This window comes from Marinobacter shunpengi (genome assembly GCF_045449715.1).
Classification (GTDB): domain Bacteria; phylum Pseudomonadota; class Gammaproteobacteria; order Pseudomonadales; family Oleiphilaceae; genus Marinobacter.
Map to the genome: position 1 here is coordinate 1 of NZ_JBJJLA010000006.1, position 20795 is coordinate 20795.

At 60.3% G+C, this 20795-nt stretch carries 18 protein-coding genes; 10 read left to right on the forward strand and 8 right to left on the reverse strand.

Features of this window, described 5'->3' with window-relative positions:
• Positions 1–86: 86 nt before the first annotated feature.
• From ACJO3T_RS02020 to ACJO3T_RS02050, 7 genes are all read right to left on the reverse strand, one after another.
• Positions 87–833: an amino acid ABC transporter ATP-binding protein gene (locus tag ACJO3T_RS02020; protein WP_406977653.1), complete on the reverse strand. Its 747-nt coding sequence runs from the start codon at positions 831–833 to the stop codon at positions 87–89.
• A gap of 12 nt (positions 834–845) precedes the next feature.
• Entirely contained in the window at positions 846–1511 is a 666-nt protein-coding gene (locus tag ACJO3T_RS02025; RefSeq protein WP_406977654.1) for an amino acid ABC transporter permease, read from the reverse strand.
• An 80-nt stretch (positions 1512–1591) separates the two neighbouring features.
• Positions 1592–2350, reverse strand: a complete 759-nt coding sequence (locus tag ACJO3T_RS02030; protein ID WP_406961011.1) for a transporter substrate-binding domain-containing protein — start codon at positions 2348–2350, stop codon at positions 1592–1594.
• Positions 2351–2525: 175 nt separating this feature from the next.
• Positions 2526–3395 (reverse strand): methylenetetrahydrofolate reductase [NAD(P)H], encoded by an 870-nt coding sequence (gene metF / locus ACJO3T_RS02035; RefSeq protein WP_406961013.1) that lies wholly within the window; start codon positions 3393–3395, stop codon positions 2526–2528.
• Between the two features lie 12 nt (positions 3396–3407).
• Complete coding sequence (ahcY, locus tag ACJO3T_RS02040; RefSeq protein ID WP_406977655.1) at positions 3408–4802, reverse strand: adenosylhomocysteinase; 1395 nt, start codon at positions 4800–4802, stop codon at positions 3408–3410.
• Between the two features lie 258 nt (positions 4803–5060).
• A complete protein-coding gene (metK, locus tag ACJO3T_RS02045) occupies positions 5061–6251 on the reverse strand; it encodes a methionine adenosyltransferase (RefSeq protein WP_406961017.1) in 1191 nt (396 codons plus the stop codon).
• Positions 6252–6386: 135 nt separating this feature from the next.
• Positions 6387–7400 (reverse strand): ArsR/SmtB family transcription factor, encoded by a 1014-nt coding sequence (locus ACJO3T_RS02050; protein WP_406961019.1) that lies wholly within the window; start codon positions 7398–7400, stop codon positions 6387–6389.
• 194 nt (positions 7401–7594) lie between these two features.
• Between ACJO3T_RS02050 and tkt the strand changes: the two genes are divergently transcribed.
• The 4 genes from tkt (at position 7595) to fba (ending at position 13061) form a co-directional block, all read left to right on the forward strand.
• Positions 7595–9595 carry a transketolase gene (gene tkt, locus ACJO3T_RS02055; RefSeq protein ID WP_406961021.1) on the forward strand — a complete coding sequence of 667 codons (2001 nt, stop codon included), beginning with the start codon at positions 7595–7597 and terminating at the stop codon, positions 9593–9595.
• A complete protein-coding gene (gap, locus tag ACJO3T_RS02060; protein WP_406977656.1) occupies positions 9595–10620 on the forward strand; it encodes a type I glyceraldehyde-3-phosphate dehydrogenase in 1026 nt (341 codons plus the stop codon). Before tkt ends, gap begins: the two co-directional genes overlap by 1 nt.
• A gap of 38 nt (positions 10621–10658) precedes the next feature.
• A complete protein-coding gene (locus ACJO3T_RS02065) occupies positions 10659–11819 on the forward strand; it encodes a phosphoglycerate kinase (RefSeq protein ID WP_406961025.1) in 1161 nt (386 codons plus the stop codon).
• Positions 11820–11996: 177 nt separating this feature from the next.
• Positions 11997–13061 (forward strand): class II fructose-bisphosphate aldolase, encoded by a 1065-nt coding sequence (gene fba / locus ACJO3T_RS02070; RefSeq protein WP_406961027.1) that lies wholly within the window; start codon positions 11997–11999, stop codon positions 13059–13061.
• Positions 13062–13091: 30 nt separating this feature from the next.
• Here fba and ACJO3T_RS02075 read toward each other — a convergent pair whose 3' ends face one another.
• Positions 13092–14147 carry a glycosyltransferase family 9 protein gene (locus ACJO3T_RS02075; RefSeq protein WP_406977694.1) on the reverse strand — a complete coding sequence of 352 codons (1056 nt, stop codon included), beginning with the start codon at positions 14145–14147 and terminating at the stop codon, positions 13092–13094.
• A gap of 142 nt (positions 14148–14289) precedes the next feature.
• On the opposite strand from ACJO3T_RS02075, the gene ACJO3T_RS02080 reads away from it, so the two are divergent.
• The 6 genes from ACJO3T_RS02080 to ACJO3T_RS02105 all read left to right on the forward strand — a co-directional run bounded on the left by ACJO3T_RS02080 (position 14290) and on the right by ACJO3T_RS02105 (position 20777).
• Positions 14290–15000, forward strand: a complete 711-nt coding sequence (locus ACJO3T_RS02080; RefSeq protein ID WP_406961029.1) for a 3-deoxy-D-manno-octulosonic acid kinase — start codon at positions 14290–14292, stop codon at positions 14998–15000.
• Positions 15001–15017: 17 nt separating this feature from the next.
• Positions 15018–16307: an O-antigen ligase family protein gene (locus tag ACJO3T_RS02085; RefSeq protein WP_406977657.1), complete on the forward strand. Its 1290-nt coding sequence runs from the start codon at positions 15018–15020 to the stop codon at positions 16305–16307.
• A gap of 52 nt (positions 16308–16359) precedes the next feature.
• Positions 16360–17052 (forward strand): acylneuraminate cytidylyltransferase family protein, encoded by a 693-nt coding sequence (locus ACJO3T_RS02090; RefSeq protein ID WP_406961033.1) that lies wholly within the window; start codon positions 16360–16362, stop codon positions 17050–17052.
• The gene (locus ACJO3T_RS02095) at positions 17049–18662 is read left to right on the forward strand and encodes an aldolase catalytic domain-containing protein (protein ID WP_406977658.1); all 1614 of its coding nucleotides are present in this window, start codon (positions 17049–17051) and stop codon (positions 18660–18662) included. The genes ACJO3T_RS02090 and ACJO3T_RS02095 overlap by 4 nt, the downstream gene beginning before the upstream one ends.
• 38 nt (positions 18663–18700) lie before the next feature.
• Positions 18701–19969 carry a hypothetical protein gene (locus ACJO3T_RS02100; RefSeq protein WP_406977659.1) on the forward strand — a complete coding sequence of 423 codons (1269 nt, stop codon included), beginning with the start codon at positions 18701–18703 and terminating at the stop codon, positions 19967–19969.
• A 70-nt stretch (positions 19970–20039) separates the two neighbouring features.
• Positions 20040–20777 carry a protein kinase family protein gene (locus ACJO3T_RS02105; RefSeq protein WP_406961039.1) on the forward strand — a complete coding sequence of 246 codons (738 nt, stop codon included), beginning with the start codon at positions 20040–20042 and terminating at the stop codon, positions 20775–20777.
• Positions 20778–20795 lie beyond the last annotated feature (18 nt).

Genomic DNA, 20795 nt, shown 5'->3' on the forward strand with positions numbered 1-20795 from the left:
GGGACGGCCCCTGAATTGCGGCGGAGAAAGCACCCCATCCACCCCCGGTCCAGCCCCCAAACCTTGAGGGCAAGCCGCCAAAAAGGTCAGTGTTTGAGCACCCTGGAAAGGAAAGACTGAGTCCTCGCATTCTGAGGATTATCAAACACATCCTGGGGTTTGCCTTCCTCCACAATCTGGCCCTGGTGGATGTAGATCACCCGGTCGGCCACTTCGCGGGCGAAGCCCATCTCGTGGGTAACCACCATCATGGTCATACCTTCCTTCGCCAGTTCCCGCATCACATCCAGCACCTCGCCGATCATCTCCGGGTCCAGGGCCGACGTGGGCTCGTCGAACAGCATCAGCCGCGGTTCCATGGCCAGGGCCCGGGCAATGGCTACCCGTTGTTGCTGGCCACCGGACAGGTGACTGGGGTACTTGTTGGCCTGGTCGGCAATACCCACTCGCTGGAGCAGACGCTCGGCGGTGCCGTTAGCCACCACCTGGGCCTCGTTCTTCACCTTCATCGGCGCCAGCATGATGTTCTTCTTCACCGTCAGGTGAGGGAACAGGTTGAACTGCTGGAACACCATGCCCACTTCCTTGCGGATCTCATGGAGGGATTTCTGGTTGCCACCCTTGGGCTCCAGAGGGTGTCCGTCCACTTCCAGCTTGCCGGACTCATACTCCTCCAGTCCGTTCACACAGCGAATCAGCGTGGATTTGCCGGAACCACTGGCGCCAATAATCACCACCACTTCGCCGGTCCTGACGGTCAGGTTGATATCTTTCAGGACATGGAGCTTGCCGAAGTACTTGTTCATGTCCTGGATTTTTACGATCTCGGTCATTGCATCCGCTCCTTAAACCGACGTCAGACCGCGCCGCTCAACAAAGCGCAGGATCATTGAGAGAGACAGGGTGATCATCAGGTAGAGAATGGCGACCACGAAGTACACCTCGAAGGCTGTAAACGTATTGGCAATGTAGATCTGACCCTGACGGACCAGTTCACCGACACCGATGACCGAGAACAGCGACGTGTCCTTGATGGAAACGATGGCCTGGTTACCAAGGGGCGGAATCATGCGGCGGAAAGCCTGCGGCCAGACGATGGACCAGAAGGTCTGGGTGCGGGACAGGCCCAGTGAAAGCCCGGCTTCGGTCTGCCCCTTGTCGATGGACTGCACACCCCCGCGGACCACTTCCGAAATATAGGCCCCGGAATTCAGTGCGATAGCCGCGATGCCTGCCACCAACGGGTTGATGGGGGAGCCGACAAGATCAGGCAGACCGTAGAAGATGAATAGCACCTGGACCAGGATGGGAGTGCCCCGGAAGACTTCTATATAGGCTGTGGCTGGCCATCGGAACACCAGGTGTTTGTTGATGCTCAGCAGCCCGAAAATGATGCCCAGGACAAAGCCGATGAGCAGGCCGCCGAACGAAATCAACAGGGTGTAGGGAATCCCCTCAACGAGATAGGGGATCGAATCGATGGCTGCCTGCCAGTCAAACTCGAACGCCACGTGGTTGTTCTCCGTTCAGTTCAATGGAAGTAGCCGGGCCCCGTAAGGCCCGGCTTGACAGTCGCTACTGGCAGGACAGGTTACATATCGTCCGGCATGGGGCCGAACCACTTCTCGTAGATCTCTTTGTAGGTACCATCTTCTTTCATGCTGGCGAGGGCTTCATTGACTTCATCAACCCATTCACTGCCATCGACCAGCGCAATGCCGTATTGCTGGCCTTCGTACAGCGGACCAACGGTTTTGACTTCACCCTTGCCCTTGGTCTTCGCGAAATAGCCAACGTTGGGCGCGTCGTAGAAGACGGCATCAACAGAGCGGGACATCAGGGCCATGTACATATCGGAACTGCCCGGGTACGGAGTGACACCGTCGTCATCCTCAAGCTCCTGCACCAGGTAGTCGTAGCTGGTGCTGCCGATCTTGGTGCCGACCTTCTTGCCTTCGAGGCCGTCGAGCGTCTCGACGTCGTCATTCCCTTCACGGACCAGAATACGAAGACCGGAGTCGTAATAGGGATCGGAGAAGTCGACGATCTCTTCGCGCTCTTCAGTGATCGTGATGCCCGCAATAGCGATATCCACATTGCCGGTCTGCAGTGCCGGAATAATGCCGTTGAAGTCCATGGTCTGCAGGTCATACTCAAACCCGGCACGTTTGGCCACTTCCGCGATGATTTCCATGTCGAAACCGATCATCTCACCGGTTTCCTGATCCATCATTTCGAAGGGCACGAAGCTCGGATCTGTTACCACCTTCAGGGTCTCCGCAGAGGCCACATTGGCAGTGAAGGACAGCGCAGCAGCCACGCCAAGGGGTTTCAGCCATTTGGTGTTCATGGGATCTCCTTTCAGATTAGGAACATACGCCTACGAGCATAGACCAGTTACAGATGTTTTGCAGGTGGCGGTTGGTCGAAGGAGAAACAGGTCGTTGTGCGCTTTGGTGACAGGGGGGGGGCAGGTAGGTGCTATTGCCCCCGGCGGTTTAACCGGACCGGGGGCAGAGAGGTGATCAGAACGAAATCTTGTCCCGGTTGGCCAGGCCAAGGTTGTTCCAGATCTTCAGGCTGGCGTCCGCCTGGTTCAGGGTGTAGAAGTGCAGTCCCGGGGCGCCGGCGGCCAGCAGTTGTTCGCACATATCGGTGACCACATCCTCGCCGAACCGCTTGATGCTCTCCGAATCATCGCCGTAGGCTTCCAGCTGTTTGCGGATCCAGCGGGGGATCTCCGCGCCGCACATATCCGAGAAGCGCACCAGACTGGAGAAGTTGACGATGGGCATGATGCCCGGCACCACCGGAATGGTGACGCCCATCTTTTCCAGCCGGTCGATGAAGTAGAAGTAGCTGTCCGCATTGAAGAAGTACTGCGTGATGGCACTGTTGGCACCGGCCTTCACTTTGCGGGCGAAGTTCTGCAGGTCTTCCTCGGCATTGCGGGCCTGGGGGTGGAATTCCGGGTAGGCGGCCACTTCCAGGTTGAAGGTGTCGCCGCTGTACTCCCGGATGAACTCCACCAGCTCGTTGGCGTAGCGTAGTTCGCCCGCCGCACCCATGCCCGAGGGCATATCGCCCCGCAGGGCGACGATGCGGTTGACGCCGCTTTCCTTGTAGATATCCAGCAGCTCGGCAATTTTTTCACGGGTACCGCCCACGCAGGACAGGTGGGGGGCCGTGGAAATACCCTGGTTGTGCAGGTTCAGCACGGTTTCAATGGTGCGGTCCCGGGTTGAGCCACCGGCACCGAAGGTGACCGAGAAGAAATCCGGGTCCACCTCGGCGAGCCGGTTGCGTACCGTCTGCAGCTTTTCCTTGCCCTGGTCGGTCTTGGGCGGGAAAAATTCAAAGCTGAAGCGGCGCTTGAACTGTTGTTGTGATTCCATCTTGCTGTCCGATCAGTATTTGTAGCTTTCCGGCTTGTACGGGCCTTCGACCGGTACACCGATGTATTTGGCCTGCTCCGGGGTCATTCTGGTGATCACGCCACCAAAGCCTTCCACCATGGCCCGGGCCACTTCCTCGTCGAGCTTCTTGGGCAGCACCTTGACGTAGACGCCGTTGGCCTTCTCTGCCGTGGGCAGCTCGGCAAAGCGACGCTCGTAGAGATACATCTGGGCCAGCACCTGGTTGGCGAAGGAGCCGTCCATGATCCGTGACGGGTGGCCGGTGGCGTTGCCCAGGTTCACCAGGCGGCCTTCCGACAGCAGGATCAGGTGGTCGTTGGCCGCCTTGTCGCGGTAGACCACGTGGACCTGGGGTTTGACCTCGTCCCACTCCCAGTGCTTGCGCATGTAGGCGGTATCGATTTCGTTGTCGAAGTGGCCGATGTTGCAGACCACGGCGCCGCTCTTGAGGGCCTTAAGCATGTTGGCATCACACACGTTCATGTTACCGGTGGTGGTGACCAGAAGGTCGGTGTTGCCCAGCAGGGCCTTGTCGATGCTGTCTTCGCTGCCAGTATTCTTGCCGTTGAGGTACGGGGATACGACTTCGAAGCCATCCATGCAGGCCTGCATGGCGCAGATGGGGTCGGCCTCGGTCACCTTGACGATCATGCCTTCCTGGCGCAGGGAGGCGGCGGAGCCCTTGCCCACGTCGCCGTAACCGATCACCAGGGCTTTCTTGCCAGCCATCAGGTGGTCGGTGGCGCGCTTGATGGCGTCGTTCAGGCTGTGGCGGCAACCATACTTGTTGTCGTTCTTGGACTTGGTGACGGCGTCGTTGACGTTGATGGCCGGCACCTTCAGGGTTTTCTCCCGCAGCATTTCCTGCAGGCGGTGCACGCCGGTGGTGGTTTCCTCGGTGACGCCGTGGCACTTGGCCAGGATGTCCGGGTACTTGTCGTGGAGCAGGGCGGTGAGGTCGCCGCCGTCGTCCAGGATCAGGTTGGGTTCCCAGCCTTCCACATCGGCGCCGACGGTGCGTTCCAGGCACCACTCGTATTCTTCCTCGGTTTCACCCTTCCAGGCGAAGACCGGCACGCCGCTTTCGGCGATGGCTGCGGCGGCCTGGTCCTGGGTGGAGAAGATGTTGCAGGAGGACCAGCGCACGTTGGCGCCCAGTTCCACCAGGGTTTCGATGAGCACCGCCGTCTGGATGGTCATGTGGATACAGCCCATGATGTTGGCGCCCTTGAGGGGCTGCTCGGCCTTGTACTTGTGGCGCAGGGCCATCAGAGCCGGCATTTCGCCTTCGGCGATGTTGATTTCCTTGCGGCCCCATCCGGCCAGGGAGATATCGCGGACTTTGTAGTCGCTGGTGGTGTTCAGTTTTTCTGCCGGAGTGCTCATGGTGTTCTCCTGTTCAATGTTCTGTCTGGCTACGACTTCGTGATTTAGTGCCGTTGCCTTTCGAATTTGGGGGTGGCGGCCCGGGGAGCCTTTTTTCAAGAACATCGTTTAAACTCGCTTCGCTCAGACAGACGATGCTCTTGAAAAAAGACTCCCCGAGCCACCTCCGGATTGTGGGTGTGTCAGCGGGCCCGCATCCGCTTTCCTGGCTGCCCCCCTCTCCCCTGAAGGGAGAGGGGGGGTAAAAGACGCTTGGCGTCAGATTCCGGCTGCGTCTTTCAGTGCAGCCGCCCGGTCTGTCTTCTCCCAGGGAAATGCTGTAAAGGTCTTGCCACCCACGGTCATCTCGAACGGCTCGCGGCCGAAGTGGCCGTAGGCCGCGGTCTGCTGATACATCGGGTGCAGCAGGTCCAGCATGTTGGTGATGGCGTAGGGGCGCAGGTCGAAGTGCTCCCGAACCAGCTGGACAATCTTGTCGTCGCTGATTTTGCCCGTGCCGAAGGTGTTCAGGGAGATGGAGGTGGGCTGCGCCACGCCGATGGCGTAGGACACCTGAATCTCGCACTTGTCGGCCAGGCCGGCGGCGACGATGTTTTTGGCCACGTAGCGGCCGGCGTAGGCGGCGGAACGGTCCACCTTGGACGGGTCCTTGCCGGAGAAGGCGCCGCCGCCGTGGCGGGCCATGCCGCCGTAGGTGTCGACGATGATCTTGCGACCGGTCAGGCCACAGTCGCCCACGGGGCCGCCGATCACGAACTTGCCGGTGGGGTTGATGTGGAACTGGGTGTCGCTGTGCAGCAGTTCCGCCGGCAGCACGTTCTTGACGATCAGTTCCATCACGGCGTCCCTGAGGTCGGCCTGGGTGACATCCTCGTCGTGCTGGGTGGACAGCACCACAGCGTCGATACCGGTGACCTTGCCGTTCTCGTAGCGGCAGGTGACCTGGCTCTTGGCGTCCGGGCGCAGCCAGGGCAGCAGACCGCTCCTGCGGGCTTCCGCCTGGCGCTCCACCAGTCGATGGGCGTAGGTGATGGGGGCCGGCATCAGTACCTCGGTTTCGTTGCTGGCGTAGCCGAACATCAGGCCCTGGTCGCCGGCGCCCTGGTCTTCCGGTTTCTGGCGGTCCACACCCTGGGCAATGTCCACGGACTGTTTGCCGATGATGTTGATAATGCCGCAGGTATCGCCGTCATAGCCCACATCGGAGGAGGTGTAGCCGATGTCCTTGATCACGCCGCGGACCAGGTCTTCCAGGTCCACCCAGGCGCTGGTGGTGATCTCACCGCCAACGATGGCCACGCCGGTTTTCACCATGGTTTCGCAGGCGACGCGGGCGTGGGGGTCGTCGGTCAGGATGGCGTCCAGTACCGCATCGGAGATCTGGTCGGCCAGTTTGTCCGGATGGCCCTCGGAGACCGACTCGGATGTGAAGATGCTGTAGTCAGACATAGCACAGGCTCCTCTTGAGCTGGGTGGGCAGGTTCTGCCCTTTATCACAAATGACGATGTTGGGTTCCGGTTGTTAACCGATACGTTCTGCAATGGTAACGGATTTTATATCAAAATTTTTTGATATTCATTGTCTCATTGGGCCAGGTCGTCATGCCCGGGTTTCCGGTACTCCCGCACCTGCACCTGGAAGCCGTTGCGCAGGCCGATAAACATGGCTTCACCCGTCTCAAGGCCGGCATCGTTGGCCCAAGCGTTCAGTTCCTCGGGTTCGAAGCCCAGCCACAGGTCACCGCAGTTCTCCCGGGCCCAGTCCTGGTCGTGGCTGCGCAGGTCGCTGATGACCAGGTAGCCGCCGTCCGCCATCAGGTCACTGGCCTCAAGGAAAATATCCGCCGGGCTGGGGACGTGGTGGAGCACCATGTTGGCGACCACCAGGTCAAATCGCTCATCCCGGGGCAGCAGGGTGGCGGTGGTGCCCTCGACAAGCTCGACGTTCCCCAGCTTCTCGTCGGTACAGGTCTGCCTGGCCTTGCGTAGCATGTCCGCAGAATTGTCCACCGCCACAACGCGGGGGCATATACCGGCAATGACCGGCAGGAAGGCGCCTTCGCCGGGGCCGATTTCCAGTGCCGACTGCCATTGATGCCGTGCCGCCCGTCCGCGAATCAGTTCGGCGGTGGGCTCGGCGTACAGGTCGAAGGCGGCGATCAGTTCCTGCTGCTCCCGGAACTGTTCGGCATGGCGGGCAAAGAACGCCTGGGACTGATCCGCCCGCTGGTCGCGTATGGCTTCGATCTTCTCCTGCAGGTGGCCGGTTATCGGCATCTGATCAATAGTCCGGAAAATCTGGCGTACCGTGTCATCGATAAGGTTGGTGTTGCCGGCATCCAGGTGGAGGGGGCGACGGTAGAAAATCGCATTACCCTCCCGCTGGGGTTCCAGCAAACCGGCCTTGTTGAGCACTTTGAGATGATGGCTCATTCCGGACTGGCGTACCTCGAACAGCTGGCTCAGTTCCATGACTCCGAAGGTATCCCGGCGCAGCACCCGCAATATCTCCAGGCGCAGCGGATCGCCGCAGGCCTTGTAGAGCGGGGCGAGGGCGTTCAGGTCCTGGAGTGGCTGTGGGGTGTTGAGGCTGTTCATGGTGGCAAGTCTAGGGGGTGTTTAGCGTTTGATCAATATCTATATCAAAAAAAATTGATATACGGCTTCTTGTGCTTCGGATATCCACACCGGCGGAAGCGCGAAGCTGATTTGCTCCCATGGCCACTAATCGGCGAAAATACGCGCCTTTCTTTTTCCTCAATGTTTCCTGACCCAATACTGGAGAAACGTCAATGCCGTCCCGTAAAGATCTCGCCAACGCCATTCGCGCGCTGAGCATGGATGCGGTTCAGAAAGCCAAGTCCGGCCACCCGGGTGCGCCCATGGGAATGGCGGATATCGCCGAGGTGCTGTGGAACGATTACCTCAGCCACAACCCGGCCAACCCGCAGTGGGCCAACCGTGACCGCTTTGTGTTGTCCAACGGCCATGGCTCCATGCTGCAGTACTCGCTACTGCACCTGAGCGGGTATGACGTTTCCATTGACGACATCAAGAACTTCCGTCAGTTGCACTCCAGGACTCCGGGCCACCCGGAATATGGCTACACGCCGGGCGTTGAAACCACCACCGGACCGCTGGGTCAGGGCATTGCCAATGCCGTTGGCTTCGCGGTGGCCGAGAAGGCCCTGGCGGCTCAGTTCAACCGCCCCGGTCATAACGTCGTGGATCACTACACTTACGCCTTCCTGGGTGACGGCTGCCTGATGGAGGGCATTTCCCACGAGGTGGCATCCCTGGCTGGCACCCTGGGTCTGGGTAAACTGATCTTCTTCTACGACGACAATGGCATTTCCATCGACGGTGAGGTGGACGGCTGGTTCACCGACGATACTCCCAAGCGTTTCGAGTCCTATGGCTGGCAGGTGATCCCGGCGGTGGACGGCCACGATGCCGACGCCATCCGTGCAGCCATTGAAAGTGCCCGCGCCAACACCGAGCAGCCCACCATGATCTGCTGCAAGACCATCATCGGTTATGGCTCGCCCAATAAGCAGGGCACCGAGAGCTGCCACGGTGCGGCGCTGGGTGAGGACGAAATCCAGCTGACCCGTGAGAAGCTGGGCTGGAACCACGGCGCTTTCGAGGTACCCGACGACATCTATCAGGCCTGGAATGCCAAGGAGAAAGGCGCTGCCGCCCAGAAGGCTTGGGACGATGCCTTCGCCGCCTATGAAAAGGCCGAGCCGGAGCTGGCGGCCGAGCTGAAACGCCGCATGAACGGCGACCTGCCAGCGGACTTCGCGGACAAGGCCGATGCCTATATCCGTGAGTGCCAGGAGAAGGGCGAGACCATCGCCTCACGCAAGGCTTCCCAGAACACCCTGAACGCCTTCGGTCCGGCACTGCCGGAGCTGCTGGGAGGTTCTGCCGACCTGGCCGGGTCCAACCTGACCATCTGGAACGATAGCAAGCCTCTGACGAAAGACGACGCCAACGGCAACTACATCTATTACGGTGTCCGTGAATTCGGCATGGCCGCCATCATGAACGGCATCGCCCTGCACGGTGGTTTCGTGCCCTATGGCGCCACCTTCCTGATCTTCATGGAATACTGCCGTAACGCCGTGCGCATGGCGGCGCTGATGAAGCAGCGTTCCATTCTGGTGTTCACCCACGACTCCATTGGCCTGGGCGAGGACGGCCCCACGCACCAGCCCATTGAACAGCTCGCCAGCCTGCGCACCACACCGAATATGAGCACCTGGCGCCCGGCGGATACCGTGGAGACTGCGGTGGCCTGGAAGGCCGCGCTGGAGCGGACCGACGGCCCCACGGCGCTGGTATTCTCCCGTCAGGGCCTGCCCCATCAGGACCGGGACGACAAGCAACTGGCGAATGTCGCGAAGGGTGGGTACATCTTGTCCGACGACAAGGGCACCCCCGACCTGATCCTGATCGCCACCGGCTCCGAGGTCGGCCTGGCCCAGGATGCGGCGGGCAAGCTCCGGGAGCAGGGCCACAAGGTCCGCGTGGTCTCCATGCCCTCCACCGATGTGTTCGATGCCCAGAGCGCCCAGTACAAGCAGAAGGTGCTGCCCCTGGACGTCACCAACCGCATCGCCATCGAGGCAGCCATTGAGGACTACTGGTACAAGTACGTGGGTCTGGATGGCCGGGTGATTGGTATGAGCACCTTCGGTGAGTCGGCTCCGGCGGGCGACCTGTTCCGCGAGTTCGGCTTTACCGTCGACAATATCGTGGACACCGCTGTCGATCTGCTGGATAACTGATGACAAAAGGCGCCCCTGCACGTATTGCGATCAATGGCTATGGCCGTATCGGCCAGTGTGTGCTGCGCGCCCTGTATGAGAATGGCTACCGCCAGCAGTTCCAGGTGGTGGCCATCAACGAACTGGCGGACCTGGCGACCATCGCCCACCTGACCCGCTACGATTCGACCCATGGCCGCTTCCAGGGGGATGTTCGAACCGACGGTGATGCGCTGGTGGTCAATGGCGACCGTGTGGAGGTTCTCCGCAGTGCGGATCCGGTCGACCTGCCATGGGACCGGTTGGGGGTGGACCTGGTGCTGGAGTGCTCCGGCTCGTTCAGTGACCGGCTGAAGGCGGAACAGCACCTGGTGTCCGGCGCGAGGCGGTTGCTCTTCTCCCAGCCAGCGGAGCCCGATGTGGACCGAACAGTGGTCTATGGGGTCAACGACAGAGACCTGACCCGGGAGGACCGCATCGTTTCGGCTGCGTCCTGTACCACGAACTGCCTGGTGCCGGTGATCAAGGTGCTGGACGATGCGCTCGGGGTGGAGCAGGGCAGTACCACCACGATCCATGCGGCGATGAATGACCAGCCGGTAATCGACGCCTATCACCATCAGGACCTGCGCCGTACTCGTAGCGCCCTGCACAACATCGTGCCCGTGAATACCGGCCTGGCCCGGGGTATCGAGCGCCTGCTGCCGCACCTGGAGGGGCGCTTCAACTCCGTAGCCATGCGGGTGCCCACCATGAACGTGTCCGCCATCGATATGGTGCTTAACGTGCGTGAAACCACCTCGGTGGAAGCTGTCAACGATGTACTGGCCAGGGCGGCCCGTGGGTCGCTTAAGGGCATCCTGGGTTACACCGACGAGCTGCTGGCCAGTTCCGATTTCAATCACGATGCCCATTCCGGCATTGTGGATGGCGGCCAGACCCGGGTGACCGGGGGTCGAATGGTGAAGGTGCTGTGCTGGTTCGACAACGAGTGGGGCTTTGCCAACCGCATGCTGGACGTGAGCCGGCGCTGGCTGAGCCTTTAAGTAATTAGCGACATAACCTGAAACAACGGAAACAGACTATGGCCATCAAGAAAATGACCGATCTGGATCTTGCCGGTAAGCGGGTGCTGATCCGGGAAGACCTGAACGTACCTGTCAGGGACGGCAAGGTGAGCAGCGACGCACGCATCCGTGCTTCCCTGCCCACCATCAAGGCGGCACGGGATGCCGGCGCCAAAGTCATGCTGATGTCCCACCTGGGCCGGCCGGAGGAAGGTGTCTATGACGAGGCCTCTTCCATGAAGCCGGTGGCGGAGCACCTGTCCGGCCTGCTGGGCCAGGAGGTTCGCCTGATCAAGGACTACCTGGACGGTGTCGACGTGGCCGCCGGCGAGGTGGTGCTGTTCGAGAACGTCCGTTTCAACAAGGGCGAGAAAAAGGACAACGAAGCGCTGTCGAAGCAGTACGCGGCTCTTTGTGATGTTTACGTGATGGACGCTTTCGGTACCGCACACCGGGCCCAGGCATCCACCCACGGGGTCGCGAAGTTCGCCCCCGAGGCCTGCGCCGGCCCGCTGCTGGCGGCGGAACTGGAAGCCCTGGGCAAGGCCCTGGGTAACCCGGCGAAGCCGGTAGTGGCCATCGTTGGCGGCTCCAAGGTATCCACCAAGCTGGATGTGCTGAATGCCCTGGAAAAGGTCTGTGACCAGATCATCGTGGGTGGCGGCATTGCCAATACCTTCCTGGCGGCGGCCGGTCACCCGGTGGGTAAGTCCCTGTGTGAGCATGACCTGATCGATACCGCGAAAGAGATTGCCTCCCGCGTGGAGATTCCGCTGCCGGTGGACGTTGTAGTGGCTCCGGAGTTCGCCGAGAACGCCACCGCTACGGTGAAGAATATTTCCGATGTGACCGGCGACGACATGATCCTGGATGTTGGCCCGGAAACTGCTGGAGAATTTGCACAGCTTCTGAAGAATGCCAGAACCATCCTCTGGAATGGTCCGGTCGGTGTTTTCGAGTTTGATCAGTTCGGTAACGGCACCAAGGCCCTGGCCAGCGCCATCGCAGAGAGTGACGCCTTCTCGCTGGCGGGCGGTGGTGATACTGTCGCCGCAGTTGACAAGTATGGTGTGGCTGACAAGATCTCGTATATTTCCACCGGCGGTGGTGCTTTCCTGGAGTTTGTGGAAGGCAAGACGCTGCCAGCAGTAGCTGTATTGGAAGAGCGGGGAGCATAACTCCGTCGCCAGATCGCGAGGTGGGCGGGTAGTGCTTTCCGGGACCTTCAAAAACAGGGACGTTTTTGAAGAGCCTACAGGGACGTATTTACGGCGTGTCCCGGAAAGCACTACCCGCCTGCCGAAGCAGACTCCCAAGTCTGCCTCACCCAAATTTCGAGCAAGGAGAACAAACCCATGGCCCTGATTTCGATGCGGCAACTTCTGGATCATGCCGCCGAGCATGGTTACGGTGTACCCGCCTTTAACGTGAACAACCTGGAACAGATGCGCGCCATCATGGAAGCGGCGGACAAAACCGATTCCCCGGTGATCGTCCAGGCCTCCGCCGGTGCCCGCAAGTACGCCGGTGCCCCCTTCCTGCGCCACCTGATCCTGGCGGCGGTAGAGGAGTTTCCCCATATCCCGGTGGTGATGCACCAGGACCATGGCACCAGCCCGGCCGTGTGCCAGCGCTCCATCCAGCTGGGCTTCAGCTCCGTGATGATGGATGGCTCCCTGGGTGAAGATGGCAAGACGCCCACCGAGTACGACTACAACGTGGATGTTACCCGCCGTACCGTCGACATGGCCCACGCCTGCGGCGTGTCCGTGGAAGGCGAGCTGGGTTGCCTGGGATCCCTGGAAACCGGTCAGGCCGGTGAAGAGGACGGCATCGGTGCCGAAGGCACGCTGGATCACAGTCAGATGCTGACCGATCCGGAAGAAGCGGCGGATTTCGTCAAGAAGACCCACGTGGACGCCCTGGCCATCGCCATCGGTACCAGCCACGGGGCTTACAAGTTCACCCGCCCGCCCACCGGTGACATCCTCGCCATCGAGCAGATCAAGGCGATCCACGCCCGTATCCCGGATACCCACCTGGTCATGCACGGTTCCAGCTCTGTGCCCCAGGACTGGCTGGAGATCATCAACCAGTATGGCGGCGAGATTCCGGAAACCTACGGTGTACCGGTTGAGGAAATCGTGGAAGGCATCAAGCACGGTGTACGCAAGGTCAATATCGATACCGACCTTCGTCTGGCCAGCACCGGCGCGGTGCGTCGCTTCCTGGCCCAGAACCCGGCCGAGTTCGATCCCCGGAAGTTCCTGAAGGAAACCATGAAGGCCATGACTGAAGTCTGCGTGGCGCGTTATGAGGCCTTCGGTACCGCCGGCAATGCCAGCAAGATCAAGCCGATCAACCTGGAGCGGATGTTCGAGCGTTATGAGGCTGGCGAGCTGGACCCGAAGGTCAAGTAAGCCACCCGGCAGGCAACCGAAAGCCCCTGGTCACTCTTGTGGCGAGGGGCTTTTTTCGTTCCGGGCGGCCATCCATCGGTCCAGCATGGTCGTGGCGTCGTCCACGGTAATCAGTTCCATGGCACCCTCGAACTCCGCCTTGGCGCCCCAGCGGGCCTCATCCACGGTCTTGCCGGTGAATTTCCGGAGGGCTTCCGGGTAGCGGTTCACGCACCACTGCAGGGAATTGTAGGGACCGGAACGGTCAGGATTGCTGGCGGCGAAGAGCCCCAGCACATCCGTGCCCATGGCGCTGGCAATGTGGGCAGGGCCGGTATCGGGGGCGACCACCAGGTCGGCACCGGCGAGCAGGGCAGTGAGCTGCTTGAGGGTATCCTTGCCACAGATATTGAGGGCACTTTCCTTCATGGCCTGCTCAATGGCGGTGCAGTATTCCGCTTCGAAGGGGGCAGGGCTGCCCACCAGGATGACCTTCATGCCGTGTTCCCGGATGGCGTGGTCAGCCAGTTGCGCATAGCGCTCAGCGGGCCAGTTGCGCAGGATATGGCTGGCACAGGGGCTGATCACCAGGTTGCGGCGGTCGTTGGCCAGGTGGTTTCGGGCAAAGTCGTAGTTCCCCTCGTCCAGCGGTATCTCCCAGCGGGGTGGAGCCGCTGCCAGGCCCAGCGGCTCCAGGTAGCTGGCCAGGCAGTCGCGGACGTGCTGTTGTGGCGCCGGGGCAATGCGACGGTTGATGAACAGGCTGTGCAGGTCCTTGCTGCGGGCCTTGTCATAGCCGATTCTCAGCTTTGCCGGTATCACGGCAGCGGCCAGGTTGGCCCGGAAGGCGACCTGCATATGGAGCAGGGCATCGAACCGACGTCCCTTCAGCTTCTGGTGCAGGTCACGGTAGCCTTTCCAGCCGGCTTTTTTGTCAAAGATAATGAATTCGACGCCGGGCAGGTCGCCCACCAGTTTGGCCTCAATCTTGCCAATGACCCAGGTGATCTTCACGCCGGGTACCTGTTCCTGAAGGCTGAGAACCACCGGTACGACGTGGGTGACATCCCCGATGGCGGAAAGGCGGAGTATACAGATAGAGTTGATCAATGCCGGTCCTGAGCATGTTTCTGAGTCGGTTTGCTGGAGCGCCTGGCGCGGGTCTTGCTAAACTTGCGCCCATTCTAGCCCACTCCGCCGCCCGGCGTCTTTCCGGGTCGTCGGATAGGGCCGTTTACAGGTTTGATAGATGCTTGTCGTGAACCCTGCCTACAAGGCCATTACAGAAGACTGGTTTGATCCGGAGTACTGGGGGTGGAATGCCCGTCCGGTATCGACCGGAGGCCGGGGCAGTGCCTGGTTTGTGGATTCCGATCAGGGTGGCATGGTTCTGCGGCACTACCGTCGAGGCGGTCTTGTGGCCCGTCTGTCCGAGAAGAGCTATATCTACCTTGGGCACGATCGTACCCGGTCCTTTCGGGAATTCCATTTGCTGAAGGCTTTGTACGACCGTGGCCTGCCGGTACCGGAACCGGTGGCCGCATGGTCGAAGACCCATAACGGGGTCTGTTATCGAGCCTCCATCATCATCCGTCGTATTGATGGCGCCGAGCCCTGGCCGGAGGTGGTCCGTCTGGATGACGAGGGCCTCTGGCATCGAATCGGTGGAATGATCCGCCGCTTTCACGATGCCGGCCTGGACCATGTTGACCTGAACTGCGACAACATCCTGGTGGCGGGGGATGACGTGTATCTCATTGATCTGGATCGGTGTCGATTGAGGCCCGGAACAGCAGGCGGACAATGGCAGCGGGCAAATCTTCGGAGGCTGTGGCGTTCCGTCGTCAAGCGGATGTCGAAGTTTACAGAAACACAACGTGATAGCCTGTGGGAATGCCTGATGGCGGGGTATCATAAACATCCGCTATCAGGCCCTGAGTCAGGAAACACCGTTCTATGATGAGGTACCCGGAATCCATGGCACTACCGGAGGTTGAAAGCAGGAGTAACCGATTCCTGTCATGGATGGCGGTCTTTGCAATTGGTTCGTTCTTTATTGGCTATGTGGTAACGCCGTGGGCCTATGATTTTGGTCCGGCGTTTCTGTTGGCTCTCACGTTTCTGAGCCTGGGGTTTCAGTGGGGGCAGGTCAGGGATCGGCTTGATGGTGAAAGCCTGAGGTTCCTTGGAGCACTGGGATTCTATTTCGTTTCCCAGGTGCTGATTCTTCTGTTCCATGGAGAAGATCTCTCGGAGTTTGATCTGTCCTTCCGTTACCTGGCTGCTGGTCTGGTACTGCTGTTTCTCCTGGTAAATCCCATCAGTGCAGCCCAGCTCTTTCTGTTCGTCGGCATTGGTGGGCTGGTGACGGGGGCATATGCCCTATACTCGGCCAGCGTCCAGGATACTTTGCGTCTGCAGACGTTTGATAACCCCATCCACTTTGGCAATGGTGCGCTGGCGTTGTCCTGTCTGTGTCTGGCGGGTCTGATCTGGGGGCTGAGAGAGCGACGGGGAGCATTGTGGGTAGCGTTGATGGCCGTGGGGCTCGCCGGTGGAGTCGTGGCTTCGTTGCTCTCGGGTACTCGTAGTGGCTGGGTGGCGTTCCCAGTGCTGGTGGTGTTGCTGTTTATTGTGTACCGGGACCGGTTCTCGTCAAGGTGGCGGTGGTTGCCCTGGTGTGTCCTGGTAACGGTGTTATTGCCGGCCTGCTTTGCCCAGGTGGATGTCGTTGAAATGCGTATGGTGACCGCCGGCGAACAGTTCACCCGTTATTTTGAGGACGGGGTCAGTGGTACCTCCGTAGGACTGCGTCTGGACATGTACAAGGCAGGCCTGACGGCATTCAGTGAGAATCCTCTGGTCGGTATCGGACCGACGGGCACGGAAGTTACAATCGACGGACTTGTGCAAGCCGGGGATATTCATCCCAGAGTGGACAGGTTCAGGCATCTGCATAACCAGTATATTGACAATATGGCCCGGTATGGCCTCTTTGGCCTGGTGGGATACCTGGTGTTGCTGCTGATACCCTTCACCCTGTTTCTGGCAAAGACCCGTTCCAGTCTCCCCTCGGTCAGAGCTCTTGGTCTGGCGGGTGTGCTTTTTGTGGGCCTCCACGGTGTTGTTAATCTGACCCAGAGCATGCTCGAGCGTAATATCGGGGTAATGATGTTTGCGTTTGTTGTGGTGTTCCTCTGGGCTGCGTTGAAACGGGAAGAACGGATTGCGGATGAGAGCGATTCGCCGGTGACGGTCGCGGACTGATTTTTCAGCTGCCACTGGCAACCAGAACCCAACGGGAGTTAGAGTTTTGGCAATGACATGTTTTTTGCCCTGTCGCAAAGGCAGTGAGAGGGTGCCCAAAAAGAATATCCGGCCGATTGCGGGTTACCAATACGGTCTGCTGGAGATCAAACTGAACCAGCTGTTATCCAGCCGGCGGATTGACCATATCATCCTGTCCACCAACGACCCGGATGTGATTGCCTACGCCCGTTCCGTCGACAGCCCCAGGCTTGAGATCCGTACCCGGGCCGATGAACTGGCGTCAAGCAGCACCAGTACCGACCAGCTTATTGAATATGCCGGAACCCAGGTGGAGCAGGGCGATCTGCTGTGGACCCACGTTACCTCCCCGTTTCTGACGGCCCGGCATTACGATGACATGATTGAGGCGTACCTGACGAAGCGTGAAGAGGGCTATGATTCCCTCATGTCCGTTAACGAACTGCGCGGATTCCTCTGGAATGACGCCGGGCCTATCAACTATGACCGTCGTGTGGAAAAGTGGCCCCGTACCCAGACGCTGGAGCCGCTCTATGAAATCAACAGTGCGGTATTCCTGGCGCCCGTGGAGATTTACCGGACCCGTAACGACAGGATCGGCGCCACGCCATACAAGTACGTGCTGGACAAGATCCAGGGTTTTGATATTGATTGGGAAGACGACTTCCTGATGGCTGAGGCGATGCTGGCGGCCGGTGTCGGAAAAACCGGGATTGAGACATGAGCAACGAAAAGCTGACATTCCTGGACTGTACCCTCCGGGATGGTGGGTATTACAACGACTGGGACTTTGAGCCCGGTCTGGTGGAACGCTACCTGGATGCCATGTCGTCGGCGGGTGTCGACGTGATCGAAATGGGGTTGCGTACCCTCCGCCAGGAGGGTTTCCGGGGGGCCTATGCCTATACCTCGGATGAATTCCTGTCGGGGCTGCCGATTCCCGAGACCGTCAACGTTGGCGTAATGGTCAACGCCTCAGAACTGGTGGGGCACGGGAATATCGCCCAGCGCCTGTCGCCACTATTCCCGGCGGCCTGCCAGGATTCCCCCGTGGACCTTGTCCGCATCGCCTGCCATGTCCATGAATTTGAGGAGGCCCTCGAAGCCAGTCACTGGCTCAAGGACCGGGGCTACCGTGTAGGCTTTAACCTGATGCAGATCGCTGACCGCAGCCAGGTCGAGGTTGAAGCCCTGGCCCGGGCTGCCGCCAGCTACCCCCTCGATGTCCTCTACTTTGCCGACAGCATGGGCAGTATGGACCCGGAGCAGACGGGCCGCATCGTGACCTGGTTACGCAACCACTGGCATGGTGCGCTGGGCATCCACACCCATGACAACCTGGGTATGGCGCTGCAGAACACGCTTGCAGCCCTGGAAAACGGGGTGACCTGGGCCGATGCCACGGTGACCGGGATGGGCCGTGGGCCCGGTAACGCCAGGACCGAGGAGTTGGCCATTGAGGTCGCCCATCGCCGGCGCGAACCGGTTTCCCTGGTGCCGTTGATGAAGGTGGTACGGCAGGACTTCCGGCCGATGCAGGAGCGCTTTGGCTGGGGCACCAACCCCTTCTACTACCTGGCGGGGAAGTACGGCATCCACCCCACCTATATCCAGGAAATGCTCGGGGATTCCCGCTACAGTGAAGAGGATGTGCTGGCGGTGATAGAGCACCTGCGTATCAATGGCGGCAAGAAGTTCAGTTTCGACACCCTGGATACCGCCCGGCACTTTTATGGCAGCAGTCGCGGTGGCACCTGGAGTCCCAGCGAACGGCTGAAAGACCGGGAAGTGATGCTGCTGGGCACGGGGCCCGGCGTTGCCCGGTACCGGAATGCCATCGAGAGTTATATCCGCCGGTATCAGCCGGTCGTGATAGCGCTGAATACCCAGGCCGAGGTTTCCTCGGAACTGATCGACCTGAGGGTCGCCTGTCACCCTGTTCGCCTGCTGGCCGATTGCCAGGCCCATACCGCGCTCCCCCAGCCCCTGATCACGCCCTGGTCGGTACTGACGGATGACCTCAGGCAGGCGCTGTCGGGCAAGGATATCCTGGATTTCGGACTCTGGGTCGAGCAGGGCACCTTCGAGTTCGACAAAACGTCGTGTACATTGCCCACCTCCCTCGTGGTCGCCTATGCCCTGGCCATCACGGCCAGTGGTGATGCATCCCGGGTGCTGATGGCCGGATTTGATGGTTACAGCGCGGACGATCCCCGGACCCAGGAAATGAGGGAGCTGCTGGCCCAGTACACCAATACCCCCGGGGCCCGGGAGTTGCTGGCGGTCACGCCTACCCGCCACGAGTTGCCGGTCCGGTCCATCTTCTCCATGTGACAGCCCTGACGGCTGAGCAACGACGGGTTTCACGACGCATGCTACATCGACTTCTCTACCGCAGAAAACGGCGCGACCGCTGGTGGCGTTTTCTGGTATTGAAGGATGCCTATATTCGGGACGAAAACGGGCCGGTGCTGACTTCTGGCCAGCATGGTGGCTTACCGTGGGCGTTCAAACGCTTCGGCTATCCGGTGCCACCTTCGCTGTCCAGCTTCTGGACCGTACTGGTCTCAAGAGGGGCTGCCCGGTGTCCCGAGCTGACTCGTGAACACCTGGAGGACCTCCAGTCCAGGGCCCGGGAACTGGACCCGGAGGAGCTACCCTTCATGGGGTGGCTTGACCTTTTTCGGCTGTGCATCGGAATCGGTTTCTTCGAGACCGCACGGATTCTGAGGGAGAAAGGGCTCGACCGGGCGTTTGTCGATGCCGGGGCCGCCACCGCCGGTCTCAGCCAGGTGACGCTGGCGTGTTATGCGGAGGTGGAGCGAGAGCGGTTCGACGAGGCCCGATCAATGCTTGAGCGGATGGCCTCCCTTGGATGCGGCCCGCGTCGGCTGGAACAGGCCCGGTGGACTGTTTCCCTGATGTCCGGTGGAAAGATCGATCCCGACGCGACAGGCGTTTGGGCATCCTCCGCAGATCCGGCTTTCGGGGATACCATCGCCGGCAAGCGCGTGGCGCTGGTGGGGCCCGTTGCCACCGAGGTTATCCACGGTAGTGAGATTGACCAACACGACGTCGTGGTGAAGTTCGGGTATCGGGGTGGAAACCAGGGGCGCGATCCGCGTACACAGGGTGAGCGGATCGACATTGCGTACTACAACAACACCCAGGCCAAGGCCCTTTCCAGATCCGATTATGAGGCCGTCATCTCCACACTTCGTTGGGGGGTGTGCAATAACCGCAAGGGCTCGTCCTTTTTTCCCGACACTTTGCCAAACCTTCGACTTCTGACCTCTTTGCAGTGGTTCCTGCCTGACACCCATCTCAATGCAGGCCCCAACGCCGTGATCGACATGCTCAGGTTCGGGCCCGGGGAGATTCGAATCTTTAACACGGATATGATGCTGTCCTCCGGCCGGTTTGCCGGGTATCGGCAGCCCAATGACAAGCCAACGGATTACACCCGCTCCTTCATCAAGACCCACGACCCCATCCTCCAGTACCAGGTCATGCGGCGGTTGTGGAGCTGCGGCTACATTAAGGGGGATGACCGGTTTGAAGAAGTCATGGCCATGGGCCTGAGTGGCTACCTTGAAGAACTCCAGAAAGCCTACGGAGCGGACACCTGTGCACTGTTCTGAAGGAAGGGAGGGCATCATGTGTGGTCATGCCACGCCGTGCCGGCGGTTCCTCCGGGGATGGCCATGAACAATGGCTGAGTCTTACCATCAAGAACCGTGGTATCTGCTGTCATCCCTGGACAGGGCTGCCAGCATTGAGTTGATGGAGGCGGTCCTGGCCGGGGGTGTGGAGCGGGAGCAGGTGTTCCGCGACAACTGGCGGACCCTCAGTGCCCAGGTCCGCTTTCATGACCAGTCGCTGCTGCTCAAGGTGCCCCGTGCCCGTAATGGTCGTCGTTGGGAGCGTTTGCTGACCTGGTTCCGGGGCAGTGACGCGGTACGGTCCTTTCGTCATCTGGAGCTGATGGCCCGCATGGGCTTTGAAGTGCCAGCGCCCGTGCTGGCGTGCGAGCGGCGCCAGGGCGGGTTCGTCACGGATTCCTTCCTGTGCTATCGCTTCGTGGAGGGACGTCGGGCGGGAGCGGACGATGCGCCGCAGGTATTGGCGGCGTTAAGGGATCTGCACCAAAAGGGCTATCTCCGTACCGACGCCCAGATCGCCAACTTCCTGGTCTCTGGTAACAAAATCGTCTTTATCGATTTCCGGCTGAAGAAACCCCGGTTTCTGCCCGCCCTGCAGAAGGCCCGGGAACTGGACCGGTTTATCCGCAGTTGTCCGGAAGCCCGGACCTCCCTGACACCGGGTGAGGCATCGTCCCGGTGGCTGTGGCTGGCCAGCCGGCTGGAGGACGCCGGCTTTGCGGTCAGGCGCTTCAAGCGGCAGTTCCGGGATCGTAGAAAGCAGCGAAAGACGGGGCAGGACCGGTGAAAACAGTAGGGGTGTGAG